The following is a 14,049-nucleotide window of genomic DNA, read 5'->3' on the forward strand; positions in this document are numbered from 1 at the left end:
GTATACATCCATCTTGCTGGAGGTCTGGTCGAGATATTGCAACTCAATCTCAAGTACCACCGGTCTACCGCACCACCCGATAGATAACAACTTCATCTTGAGCAAATACGACATTTCCGACCTGCGCCAGGACTGCCAGACTGTCGGTCGGATACCGTTCACGCTCTAATTCGCCAACGTAAATGTAATCGATGGCATACTGTTCGATCAACGAGCGAATGCGGTTGAGATCGCCACTTCGGTAGATGGTATCAACGGCGATGCAGCGCGGCCCTAGCTCGGCGAGCGCCTTGGGATCGCCGCCACGCCATTGCATCTCGTGGCCTACCCATCCCAGTACCGTGGGGAAGCCACTCGCTGCGGCTACCCCACCAAAACCCTGCCAGTTGTACGAACCACCACAACGCGGTGCCTCACGTCCTGCTGCGACTGCTGCTTCGTTTTCCACCGCTACCGCTTCGAGCACCACACTCCCTGCCGGTACATAGCGGCGTAGCCAGGCAATCGCCGCTACCCCCGCTGCTGTCTGTTCACGTGGAGTGTAACCGTTCAGTCCGATCAACGGCCCTTGCGCTATATCGCGCACGACAAGCCATGGATAGATAAATGCACCGGTCAGTAGCAGCAGTGTACCAGCACTGACTAGGCTAGCGACAATGCGACGCCAACCATTCACCTGCATCCAAACCCACCAGAGCGCGACCGGCGCCAGAATGCCCCAGAGCAGCCAGACCTGGTAGTAGAACTTGAAAACGGTATTCATCCGAGCCGATAATCCCTCAAAGACATCACGGATGTAGATAATTTCAACACCGAACAGAATGATACTGCCGAGAGTAGCAACGATCATCCCGAAACGAAATCCGGTTTCGGAGGAGATCAGCGCACGCCATCCAGTGTATGCCGCCAGACCACCGAGTGCGAGCAGCGGAAAGCCAACCAGGAGACCACCGATCAAGAGTATCAGTGGCAACCAGCGTAACCAGCGGGGTGTTGCTGTCTCAGACTCGGTGGCGTTTGCTACACCAGATGGGTAGAGGTAACTACCGGCAATAATCGGCAGGGCCATTAGGCCAAAGATAATGACGAAAGTGTGCCAGCCGCTCCGCTCACCGAGGTAAACGCCGATGATGCTGGTTAGCCGTCCAAGCAGAGGTATATCGAGCCAGGGAGTGGCGCCGCCAACCGGTGTCCGAAAGGTGAGGTGAAAAGGGAGAAACATGACAGCAGCGATGAAGATGCTGATAACAACCTCGCGGAGCCATTGCCACCACCGAAATACCGTTGGAGAGTGCCTGTATGTCAGCGCCAGGCTTCCCCAGTAAAGCAGAAGATAGGTCGGTAGTTCCCAACTGTTTATTGCGTAGAGACTACCCAGGATGATACCGTGTAAGATGCGGATGAACCAGTCGGTACGCTGGTTGCCAGTGTCGGTCGGTGCATGGCCGGAACCCGCCAGTGCAGTAACTGCCAGCGCCAGACCGATTGCCAGAGTTGCGAAGGGCAATGCCATCACGTGTGGATGCATGTCGCCAAGTCGCAGGCTAAAGAAAGGGAACTCGGTAATTGTATAGCGACGCTCACGTCGCGGCGGTTCACCGGCAATAGTGTAGCTATCCCATAACGAACGAGATGGCCACCACCAGTTAAAGTTGTTCCATTTGTCAGATCGTCGCCAGCCCTCTACAACGCCAAAATCTTGTGCGTTTGTCGGATATGGCAACACAATCACGGATTCGCCCCGAACTGCCTGCCCCAATGCCGTCATCAACTGACGGTCATCAAGCACCACTGCCCGTTCATCACCTACGATGATCTGGATTACTCCCGATTGATTACCGGCAACCAGAATCATGAGCGCGCCTAAGATACCGAGTGCGTTCCGAATCAAACCGGGTGGTGGTCGTCGAAGCAGGTTCAATAGTACCTCAATGAGACCGGCAGCACCCTGGGCAGTCATTCCGGCCAACAGTGCGAGGGCCAGGTTGTACGCTGTTGCCGGTGGTAAGCCACTCACCATCGCCGGAACAGCCATCAGTAAATAACCGAAATAGTAGTAGTTAATGCTATATCCGGCCAGCCACGGGTCTTTGGGTGGAAAGAGACCACTCCGCTGGATGGCGTTGAAAAAGGCAAAATCCATTGGGCGTTCGGTTCCCCACGGTGTGGGGTCATGCGCTCGGAGCCAGACTATTCCGATGAGCGTGATGAGAAAGATCGTTTCACCGCTTATCACTGCATTGAGCGGCGGTAAGCGGCGTTGCTTGTCGCGCCATAACCAGAACCACCCACTCACGCCGGTTACGAGCAGGCAGATCACAATCAGCGGTAACTCGAAACGGCCTAAGCCGAGCATTGCCAGCAACCACGCGGTAAATCCGGTAAGCAGCAGGCCAAGCGGGCGGGCCAGGGCAAAGGCCATGCTGGGAAGATGACCAAACAAGCGCACGGCAGCCGGCCAGCCAACGATGGTAAAGAGCTGCGCTGTTAGCCACCAAACCAAAACCTCACCTGCCAGCCCACTCATGGCTGTCCTCCGTTGAGCTGAGCCAGCATCTGTCGGGCTTCGGCGGCCCAACGTCCGTCTGGCGCCAGTTGCAGATAGCGCTGCAACGCATCTTGTGCCAGTCGCGGCTGATTACGGGCCAGAAAGAGGCGTGCTAGTTGGAAGTAGGGGTCGGGTACGCTTGGATCAGCGCTCATTGCCTGCCCAAGTGCAATCTCTGCTTTATCAAGCCAGCCCCAATCAATCAGCGCCGTTGCCAGTTTGTTGTAATTCCCGGCTGTCGGGCTGGCCTTGATTGCCGCCAGGTAGGCTTGTTCCGCTTCTTCGTACCGTCTAGCTTCGGCTAAAATGTCGCCCCAAAGATGATGTAGCCCAACATCGTTTGGGTTGGCTGCCGCCGCCGTTGCCAGTATCTGCACGGCCTCGGCAAGTCGCCCCTGGCGACGATAGGCATCGGCGAGGCCAAATGCCAGCGGTGCATTGGTTGGCTGTGCAGCCACTGCCGCTTCCAGTTCAGAGAGATCAATCGTCGGTTCATTGGGTGGTGGCGGTGGTGGAGGTGCAACTGGTGGTGTTTCGGCGCTTAAGAAGCGATAACTATCGGGTAACGGCGGCACAGCGTAAATCGTCACCCCGTCTTGCTCGTACACTGGTCGCAGGTAGCGATCGCGCAGCACGGCAAACTTGGCTAACCCGGTCGGGTAGAAGGCACGCTCTACCCCACCAATATAGACATAATCAACATCGTACCTGGCCAGAATCCGCAAAGCAACCTCCGGATCGGTGGTGGTAAAGAATGTTTCAACATCGCGCACTCGTCTGGCGGTTGTTACCGGGTCACGCTGTTCATCAGCATGCAGGGCGCTGATCACCGTCGGTAAACCGGTTGCTGCCGCAATCCGAATTCCGTAGGCTCGGTAGAACCAGAGACTCGATTGCAACACAACCGGTGTGCCATTGATCTGCTGATTGAGCCAGCGAATTGCCGCTGCATCACCGCGTAAATCAATCTGCACCGCAGTTGTGTTCGCTTCACACCCGCCAAAAGCGTTGCAATCGTAGGTAAACGTTGCCTGTTTCATAAAGGCCATGCCATCGAGTGTTGGTTCGGTATGAACCGCAAAACGGGTCACAATCCGTGATGGAATAGCAACCGGTAGGTAACTCCCGGCAATCAATGCGGGAATAGCGATCACTGCGATGCCGGCTGCCATTGCGCTGGTACCGTGACGTACCATCAGGTGACGTAAGAGTCTGGGTAAAAGACCGGCGGCTGCCAGTCCTAACAACACCCAGATATGGAGGCCAAACTTAAACACGGTGTTCATGCGGTACCATTCGCTACCATCGAGATGATCGCGGATGTACACGATCTCGATGCCCAGAGATACCGCCCAGGCTACCCAGGCCAAGAACAACGCATACCATGCCGGTTCCCCTGCTGCCCGTCGGACCAACAACGCTGTGGTGAGGAGGAGGACGATCAGCAAGCACAAACGCAGCGTAAGTTCGGGGAACGCAGCACTCAGAATGATGACGATCCCCAATCCGCTTACTAGTAGCATCCCCGGTTTTGGCGGAATCCGGCTGCGCCAGCGCTGTACCGCCGCGCCAATAATGACCGGTACGACGATGGTGAGCGGTAGACCGTAGATGAGGAGATAGTCAAATGGCAGGGTGACGCCAGACGTGACGAATCCGAGACCGCGTACCATCGGCCAGTAGCGATCGAAAAATGGCGTAAAGAGGAGTAACGATCCGACTCCCAGACCGATTGCGCGTGTAACAGCAAGCACGAGAGGTTGCCAACGCCAACCGTGGCGACGAACGGTGCCGGCTATGATCGCCAATCCACTGAGCAGTCCGTAGGTGGGAAAATCCCAAGAATTGGTTGCGGCTAACGTTCCCAAGGTTAGGGCACTGATTGCCCAAAGTGTCTTGCCAGGGCGATGTATCAATTGCCAGCCACAGGCAATCGCCAGCAGTGATAACGGTAAGGCAATCAGATGTGGGTGCAGGTCGGCATAGAGAAAACTAAACAGCGGAAACTCGTTGATCGTGTTTGGAATCACACGGCTCGGCCCAACAAACCAGTCACTCAGGAGCGTTACGTTGCCGTTCAACAGCAGGCGCAGTCCATGTACCCCCTGCGACCAACCGGCAGGGATCAGGCTGGTGAGATTTCCAACCAGCCCAATCAGAGCCAGCGCAACGATGCCGTACCACCGATGTCCACCGAGCCGTGTCCCCAGTTCGTAAGCACCGGACAGCAGCATACCGTACAGAGTTGCCAGCGCCAGATTGAACCCTATCGCCGAGTCGAGGCCGAGCAGTTTTATCGGCAACGACATCAGGTAGAGGCCATAGTAGTAGTAGTTGATGTAGCCGTTGCTGTAGAATGGATCGTAGGGCGGCATTACCGGACTGCGCAAGATAGCGTTGAGAAAGCCTTGCTCCATCGGTTTTTCGCCACCCCAAACCGGATGCCACAGATCGGGGTTAAAGGCCCGAATACAGACCATCATGAAAAAACCGGCCAGGAAGATCAATTCACTGGGGATGATTGCACGCATCATCGCCCAATCAGGCCGTACCCCACGCCACCAGAGCACGACATTTACCCCTATGATAATTGCCAGTCCACATAGAACACCGACGTTGTCGTATCGCCATACACCAAGACTGGTCGGTAGCCAAATGGCGTAACCGAGCATGATCAGCCCGATTGGACGCGCCCATACCAGGCCATGATGACCCAGGGCGGCGTATGCCGGTAAGATACCCAGGCCAGCAATGAGATACCAGATCCCCAGCCAGGCAATGAGTGCCAGCCACTGCTGCTCGCTTAGCACGGTATTCCATCCCAGGTGACCAACTGCGGGAAGTTGTTGAACGGGTTGCGTCAATTCCAGGGCTGGCGTTGTGCGCATGGTCGGCGGTCTAATCGGGAGATCGTTGGTGAGCATCTGGGGTTGACCAGGTGTGCGCACTCGGTACAAGACGCTCTCGCCAGTCTGAAAGACGCGCTCGAGCGCACCACGCTCGACCAGTGTTTGAAACTTTGCTAATCCCTCTGCGCTGTAAAGCTGTCGCTCAACACCACCAACATAAACGTATTCAACGCCATAACGTCCTAATGCTGCCAATGCAATATCTGGATCAGGCGTATTGTAGATAGTAGCAATGATCTGTTGGCGATAATTGATCACCGGCGTTGCATTCACTGCACTTCGCTGCTGAATCTGATGCCATTCCCAACCGAGCAGTGTAGGCAGGCCGGTGAAGGTAGCGATACGTCCTGCCCACTGGTACGACGGTTGGTGCGCTTCGAGGATGATCGGTGTGCCACGCGCATTGCGCCGTAACCAGTCAATGGCGGCGGCATCTTCATCGAGCGAATACGCAGGACCATGTTGGGCGGCATTGATGCTGCTCAGAAACGCTGCGCCATCCAGGGTACGTGGCGCGTCCGGATTCCAGCGATCGGCAATTCGTGCCGGTATTGCGGTCAACGGGTATACCAGACCGGCAGCCAGAACCAACCCACCAATTGCTCGTAATAGCCAGCACCAGCGTGGTGCCAAGAGCCTGGTCGCTGCCCATCCCCATGGCATCGCGGCAGCCGCAGCCAGCGCCAGCAACATCCACGAGTGGAGGCCGAATTTGAAGACAGTGTTCATGCGGCCAACATCACCGCGCACGACCACCACCTCAACCATCGCCCACAAGCCGATCCCTGCCAACGTCCAGAGTACCGGTACCACAAATCTGATAGCCTGATTTCGGATGCGCCACAGGACCCAGGCAGTTATCACCAGCATAACCAGGAGCGGCAGCACTGCCACCAAGTCGAATATGAGCGCTAATACCCAGAATGCCAGTGGCCCGATCACTATCAAGAGTGTTTCACGCCGACGCCACGCCCACAATCCGATTCCCAAGAGCCAGAGAACTACCCAGTGACCGCCAATGGTAAACAGTTGACCGGCAGTCGTGCGTTCGGCGTTGATAATGGCCTCGAGCAGAGAGAAGCCAGGCCCTTGCCAGAATGCAATCCCGCTCGACTCGGTAACGAAGTTGGCAATGAATGGCGCAAAGAGCAGATTACCGATCAGTGCCGGTGCAACACCGACGACGATTGCAGCCAGCCCTGTTGCAGGCCAGCCCCATCCTGCTCGTCGCCAATGCCGTCCACTTGCCAGGGCCAGCATAATTCCGGCTAAGCCGACAAAGGTGGGATAATCCCACGTATTGGTTGCCCGAATGGCGCCTGCGACCAGTCCCAACCAGCCGATAATCCACCAGTGGCGTACCGTTCCCTGCCGCATCCACGCCAATGCCAATCCCAACGCGGCCAGGCTGAGCGGCATCACGAGCATATGGGCATGGAGATCGGCAAACAAAAAGGTGAAAAAGGGGAATTCGTTAATCGTTCCCGGCACAATTCGGGTGGCATCCCAGAAGGCCCACTCGTAGCGGCCCTTCCTCATCTGCTCGGCTGCATAGCCATTCAAGAACCAGCCAACCTGAGCCAGGTTCCCGATCAGCAACATCAATACCGGTGCACTAACACCGGCAATCAAGGCTACATTGGTCCGTCGGGATTGTGGGGCCTGTGTCGCTACCAGGTTATATACGAGGCCAAAGGCCCCTAGCGCAGTCAGTGCGAAGATAGTCGCAACCCCCAGATTGTATCCGACCGCCGGCGCAACTCCGCTGAGGTGAATGAGCGCGCCAACCAGCACAAATCCGAAATAGTAGTAATTGATGTATCCACCAGCATGCCACGGATCGAATGGCGGGAAAGCTGCACTACGTAAGACGGCGTTCAGATAGGCGAGATCCATTGGCTTTTCGCCACCACGTGCCGGATGCCAGAGATCTGGATTCAACCAGCGTAACGTGATACCGAGCAGCAAAAAGCCCAAAAAGATAATTTCTGCTGTGAACAGAACCGGCCAGCGTTCTTGCCAGATGCGGCGCAGAATCGCTCGTTCGCGCCAGCCGGATACCCCGCCGAGCGCCAGTATGATCAGCCCAATTGACCAGAGGGTTGTTGGACTAAACGGTACCAGACGCAAGCTACCCCCTAGCCACGCCAGATACGCTACCAGCAATAATCCCAGGATTTTTGCCAGACTGAAACCACTATCGGGAAGGTGGCGCAACCGTGGCCCAATCACCGCAAAGACGGCTAGGGCCAGTGTTTCGAGCCAGAACATCCACCATAGTGCGGTAAACGGCGCTGTTCCCAGCCATGACCACCAGTCTCCACTCTTCGTATAACGCGGCCAGATGCTCTCGGTCAGGCGCAGTGCGGTTGGATTCCGGTCGGCAATCAACAACGGCGATTTGTACACTTCCCCCCATTCCACATGCTCGGTAATCAGTCGCTCAGCCCGTTCGCGACTATACAGCGGTGTCTTACGGAAGATCAACACACGCGGATGGTCATAGACGCTAAACGCCTCTTCCGCCATCCAATCAGGGATGCGAATGCCGAGTATCGTTGGATATGAGGTAATCTCCGCGACTAACTCAAAACCGAGTTCACCGTTGAAAAGATAATGATAGTAGCGCATTAACGCCGGATAACGCATACGCAGCCGTGAGGTGCTGTCGTAGACCCGATTGCTGGTCAGCGTAATGTAATCAGCCTGATCGAGCTGATCGAGCAGCCCAGGTTCATCCCCACGACCAAAGTATTTAACCGGTTCATCCTCGGCATACGGTGATGACTCGATACCAAAGAAGGTAACGTTCCAGGCCGCGTTTCTCGTTGCCTGCAACGGTAACGGATCATCCCAGCGCTCGTACATCACAGAGCTGCCAGGAGGTGCATGATCGGCCAGCCAGCGTGCTGCCTGTACCCGTGAATGCGGCACAGTATAGATGCGCGAGAAGGCGTATGCCCATAGTGCCGTTGCTACCAGTACTACCGGGAGCGCATACCTGGCCGACCAGACCAGGATACGCGCTATTGTTAGGCCAACGCGCCGAAACCGGTTAGTGACCCTGGTATGTGAAGATGTACGTTGTCGCCATCGTCCCCAGCGCGCCAGCACGACCAGTGCCCACGCGGCCAGGATCGTGAGTGCACCATAGATCGGCAACAAATACCGCATCGTGATCGCGAATTGATTGCCTTGCCACCCGAAGTAGAAGGCCACCCAACACCACAACACCCATGCCGGATGCCACGAACGTCCGATCAACGGTGCAGGATGCACCGCCCATTGCCAGCCACGCCGAATATGCCGACCGGCAAAGAGGAACCAACCGCCCCAGGCCGCCAGACCGAGGAATGCTCCCATCCCCCACACAACCATATTGATCCATGGGAAGAGGTACGCCGGTCGTCCAACCCATTGCTGACCAGGGGGAAAGTCGTATTCGCCGGTAACCAGCGCCCGCACCGTTGTCAGATTCTCGCGAAATCGCGGTTCGAGTCGAATATCGAAGAATCCAGCCCCATGCAAGAATGATGGGCCTTCAATGAGCGGTGAGTCAGGACGTGAGCCGATAAACGCATCAGGAGCCAGTACCCGAAACGTCACCAACGAGATGCTACCGGCCAGAATGAGTAGCCAGATTTCACGTTGCAACCAGCGATTAATCAACTCGCTCCAACTACGTCCGCGCAAGGCTCGTTGTGCGGCAATAATGGTTGCCACAATGGCCAACCCACCAATGGTCGCCATCGTAATGCGGTTGGCTGTAGCCGCACCAATGCTGAGACCGAGAGCCAGATACGAGCCGATACCACCCCCTTGGGCAATCCGTACCGTCCAGTACAGCCCCAACAGACAAAAAAAGGTTGAGAAGGCAGGGTCCACAAAAAAATGACTTTGCTGGATGTGCATCACCGTCAGCGCAGTCAGCAGTGCCGCTAGGAGCGCAATCTTGCGGTTGAATAAACGTCGCCCGATCAGATAGACGATTAGGATGCTCCCAACATCAAACGCTGCTGCCAACGCTCGCCCAACATTGACGATCTGACCATAACTGGTGAGGTCAACTCTGTCCGGATTCAACAACCAGATGAGAGGGATCAACCGCGGCCAGTTTCGTTCGGGATTATTCACCAATGGCCCATAATCGGTGCGTTTTTCGGTTGGCGCTGTCGGGTTCGCTCCAACTCGTGGTGGCCCGGTGATAGTCAGCACTTGGGCTGGCAATACTTCAGTCGGCGTCAACAGTACTGCCACAACCCGCGTAAGCATAATGGGCAATGGCCCATAGACGTACAGCGGAAACTGCTCATAGTTACGCGGATTGAGCGGTGAGCGGCTGGAGTCGTAGAATTCACCGATGGATCCTGGTAAACGAACAGTTGAGGCAACGTAGGTGAAAAAGCGCTCATCAGGATGTTGACCGGTTCGCGAATCCCAGTCGAAGAGGTTGAGAGTCCGAAAATAGATTCCCAACAGTAAAATGGCCGTCAGCCCGAGGCGGACGACCCATGGCTGATAACGGGTTACAGCCTGTCGCACAGTGGTTCTCTCGGAAAGTCCACGCATCTTGTCTAATAATGGATCGCATAGATAACAATAGCGTACACGCTGGCATTATACACCGCCATCGATAAGCTGTGCTACAAGTGACCCTATTGCCTGCAATGTGACGCAGTGCATCTTCCGTCCACCTGGATAGATACGTAGATTCGGTCCGAGTGCACAGCGATCCTGACAGCCGCCTGCGATACACTCGATCCGTTGCAACAAATGAGCCTGGCGGAGTTGTTGTTCAAGCGTTGATAGGATGTCGGCTGATCCCCGACTACGGCAATGAGGGCCAAGACAGATGTAGATACGAATCATATTCACGTGCTCAGCAGAAAAATTCAATACCAGTGTACAGATTGTATCAAAAGGTCGCTCAGGCGTAACCTGCACTATTTCCCTGGGCGCACGGGCCTCCGGCCCGCCTCTTGCCCGCTTGCCTGGGTGCGCGGGCCTGTGGCCCGTCTCTTACCGGTCGGACACGTTTGTGGAGCGCCGCAGGCCTGGTAGCGCAGGCCTGTGGCCTGCGCCTTACCGGTCGGACACGTTTGTGGAGCGCCGCAGGCCTGTGGCCTGCGCCTTGCGGTGTATAGCCAGCACCCGGCAGGAGGCGGAGCAGCTTGCCTTGTAGCGCGGGCCACAGGCCCGCGCCTTGCCGGTCGGAAGCTCTTGGTAGCGCCGCAGTACGCCAGTGGGGTGGGATTGTTCCGTAACTTCTCTCCGAACTTGCAACAAAATGGGAGGGCAGGTTTCCCTCCCTCCTGTGCAATGAAACAGACAGAATTGACGGCTACACTCGGAAGCGTTCCAGATAAGCCTGGGTATCAAACGGCTTTGGAGTTGGACGCGGCAGCGGTTCAAGTGGTGGCCGACGATAAAAAATGCCAAGCGGCAGTCGTTCACGCTCAACTGCGTAGTGCATCGCTGCATCGAGATCTGATGGATCGTGATCTGCGGGCAAATTGTACACCAGCTCCTTATACAGTTTATACGTATCGTAAAAGGTGACGCATGGACTTAACACGTGAATAAAGGCAAAACCGCGATGCTCAAGCCCGGCTTTAATCAGTTCTGCCAACTGCTTCGGCTGACTCGAAAAACCACGGGCAACAAATGAAGCCCCGCTCGACAATACAATCGCTAGTGGGTGAAGAGGCTGGGCTGATTGACCGTAAGGCGTGCTCTTGGTCACATGTCCGCGCGGTGAGGTCGGAGACGTCTGCCCTTTCGTTAGGCCATAAATCGCGTTATCCATCACCACAACAGTAATATCGAGATCACGCCGTGCAGCGTGCGGTAAATGCCCCAGCCCGATACTGAAGAAATCGCCATCACCACCCACTGCCATCACGGTCAAATCGGGGCGGGCAATTTTCAGCCCAATTGCTGCCGGTAACGCACGACCGTGTACCGTATGCAATCCGTATGTCTGCAAAAAGCCGGGTAGTCGTGAACTACAACCGATACCGGAGACCACAGCCAGGTCTTTCGGATTAATTTGCGTTGCGGCCAACGCCTGCTGAATAGCAGCCAAAACGCCGAAATCACCACAACCTGGACACCAGATCGGTTTCAGATCGCTGCGGTAATCGGACGGTTTGTAAACAACGGGCGGCGTAGTAATTGGTACAGCAGTCATAATTGTCTCCGCATCTAAGCTACGTGTGAAGCATATCGTCATCAAGACAATACCGGTTCAGCAAGCCCATTTAGGACGTGAATCTGGCGTAGAATCTCTAATCGCGAGAACGGCATACCGGTATATTTGGTCATTGAGAGCACTTTAATCCCCAGTTCAGCCTGGAGTAATTTAGCAAACTGACCCTGGAAATTCACTTCCGGTACCAGCACAATCTCGACCTGTTCAAGAAATTCGTTAATCGCATCAACCGGTAGTGGCGCCAGCATCTGAACCTGCAACATTGCTACCGGTACTTCTTCCTGACCGGCCAGATAGACTGCACCACGACATGGGCCAGCAGTAGTTCCCCAGCAAATAATTCCTACTTTGGCCCGCTCGGCGCCAAAGCGGCGAACGTACTCGCGTGAATGTTGCAAGGGGGCCAGCTTGCCCCAGCGCTTCTCGGTCATTAATGCGTGATTCTTCGGTGTGTAATCGGGGTTGCCATACTCATTATGTTCAAGGCCGGTTGCAGTGTATTGCGCATACGCCACGCCCGGCGCAACCATCGGCGAAATCAGGTTTGCGGTTATCTCGTAACGGCGATACTGTTTGGGCGCCAGTGCACCATTTGGTCGCAAGCGATCAACGCGCGGATACTTGTTCAGATCAAATGGTTCGACGGTCTCGGTGCGGAACGAGAGCGAATAATCGCTGAGTAAGATAACCGGCGTCTGATATTGCTCGGCCAGATTAAACGCCCAAACCGTCAGATGAAAACACTCGGCAACGCTGGCCGGAGCAAGCACGATCCGCGGACTATCACCGTGGCCCCCGTGCAGCGCAATATTTAAATCCGACTGCTCCATCTTGGTTGGTAGGCCGGTGCTGGGACCACCTCGCTGAGCATCCACGATCACCACCGGTATCTCGGTCATACTAGCATAGCCGATTGCTTCACTCATCAGCGATAGCCCTGGCCCAGAGGTTGCGGTCATGGCGCGCTTACCGCCATACGAAGCACCAATGCAAGCCATAATCGCTGCAATCTCATCTTCAGCTTGCATATAACCGCCACCGATTTGAGGGAGCATCGCTGCCATTCCCTCCATAATATCCGAAGCGGGAGTAATTGGATAACCGGCAAAGAATTCAACTCCGGCGTGTAGCGCACCGGCGACAATCGCCTGATTACCGGTCATCACGTAGCGTTCGTGTTCGGCGACCGACTCCATCCAGAATGGATCGCGTTTCTCCAGCCGCTGAGCATAGGCAATGCCGGCGCGCAACGCTGCCAGGTTGCTCTCTAGCAAGTCGGCTTTTTTGCCCAATTTTGCCCGTACAATGTCTTCGAGCTTATTCAAACCTAAGCCAAACAACGCGGCCACCACACCGAGCGCTGCCACATTCTTTCCACGGCGATTGCCGACCTCCTGCGCTATGGCGCCAATTGGTACCGGATAAGCGACACCACGAAACTCGGTTGGCAGCTCAAATTCTTCGGGATCGTAGAGGAGTACCGCGTTCGAAGCCAAATCAGCATGGTGTAAATCCCACGCTTCACGGTTAAATGCGAAGAGCACATCAACCGCATCGCCCATTGAGCGTACCGGGCTATTCGACGCACGAACCTGGAACATCACCGGGCCACCCTTGATCTCGGCTGGAGTGGTCCGAAAGGTAAAGACATGCAAACCAGAACGGGCAGCCGCTTGCGCGAGCATCTCGCCCGTCGCCGTGCTGCCATCACCGCTTTCGCCAGCTACGCGGATGACGATATCTTCCTTCTGAATCATGGCAACCTCGCCGCAGCTTCGTTGCTTTGTACCTGCGTTGGTACATAAAGCAAATGAGAGATGGATTGTCCCTATCATAGCACTGCCACAATCGCACTGCAATGCCCTTTTTATTGTGATAACTAGTGCGATGTTTGTGCAAAAATAATGCGTGATGGAGGGCAGTGTATGACAAAGCGGCGCAGCAGCCAATTGTTAGGACGAACATTGCCGGGCTATGAAAGGGTGCGCCCTGGCATACCCATTCACGGTGTGTATGCAGGTGCGCTGCTTCCCGTTCCGCATAAGCGTTATCGCCTCATAACAGATAAACCCAGGCGATGAATGGCACACAATGGACGATCAGTGCATGGTGGGGCAAGATGCCGTCTTGCCGGAGAAGTGATTTGCGAACCTCTCCCATTGATCTTCGCCTGCAATTCGGGTATCTCGGCCAGGTTTTGTAGATGATTAAGAGCCTGATCAAAAGCCCAGATTTCTCATTGGGCATGTAGCGAACCTGCCTATCATTTTGTGTGGAGGTGCTAACATACTTTCGCATCAGCCACACTTCGTCCCCTCTTTACAACTGTGTGGGAGCGGAAGGGAGGGCAGGGGGAAGGTGAGGGGCGCCAGGCGTGCGTC

The 14,049-nt window shown here is 55.5% G+C and carries 5 protein-coding genes; all 5 read right to left on the reverse strand.

Annotation, left to right across the window (positions count from 1 at the left end; all coding sequences use genetic code 11):
* Nucleotides 1–64: 64 nt before the first annotated feature.
* Nucleotides 65–2,527 (reverse strand): DUF2298 domain-containing protein, encoded by a 2,463-nt coding sequence (locus QTO31_RS05950; RefSeq protein WP_301428427.1) that lies wholly within the window; start codon nt 2,525–2,527, stop codon nt 65–67.
* Nucleotides 2,524–9,999 carry a DUF2298 domain-containing protein gene (locus QTO31_RS05955; RefSeq protein WP_301428428.1) on the reverse strand — a complete coding sequence of 2,492 codons (7,476 nt, stop codon included), beginning with the start codon at nt 9,997–9,999 and terminating at the stop codon, nt 2,524–2,526. Before QTO31_RS05955 ends, QTO31_RS05950 begins: the two co-directional genes overlap by 4 nt.
* 75 nt (nt 10,000–10,074) lie before the next feature.
* Nucleotides 10,075–10,326, reverse strand: a complete 252-nt coding sequence (locus QTO31_RS05960; protein ID WP_301428429.1) for a (2Fe-2S) ferredoxin domain-containing protein — start codon at nt 10,324–10,326, stop codon at nt 10,075–10,077.
* A gap of 472 nt (nt 10,327–10,798) precedes the next feature.
* The gene (locus QTO31_RS05965; protein WP_301428430.1) at nt 10,799–11,647 is read right to left on the reverse strand and encodes a 2-oxoacid:ferredoxin oxidoreductase subunit beta; all 849 of its coding nucleotides are present in this window, start codon (nt 11,645–11,647) and stop codon (nt 10,799–10,801) included.
* Between the two features lie 41 nt (nt 11,648–11,688).
* Complete coding sequence (locus QTO31_RS05970; protein ID WP_301428431.1) at nt 11,689–13,425, reverse strand: 2-oxoacid:acceptor oxidoreductase subunit alpha; 1,737 nt, start codon at nt 13,423–13,425, stop codon at nt 11,689–11,691.
* Nucleotides 13,426–14,049 lie beyond the last annotated feature (624 nt).

Origin of the sequence: Chloroflexus sp. MS-CIW-1, assembly GCF_030444705.1 — a bacterium.
Taxonomy (GTDB): Bacteria; Chloroflexota; Chloroflexia; order Chloroflexales; family Chloroflexaceae; genus Chloroflexus.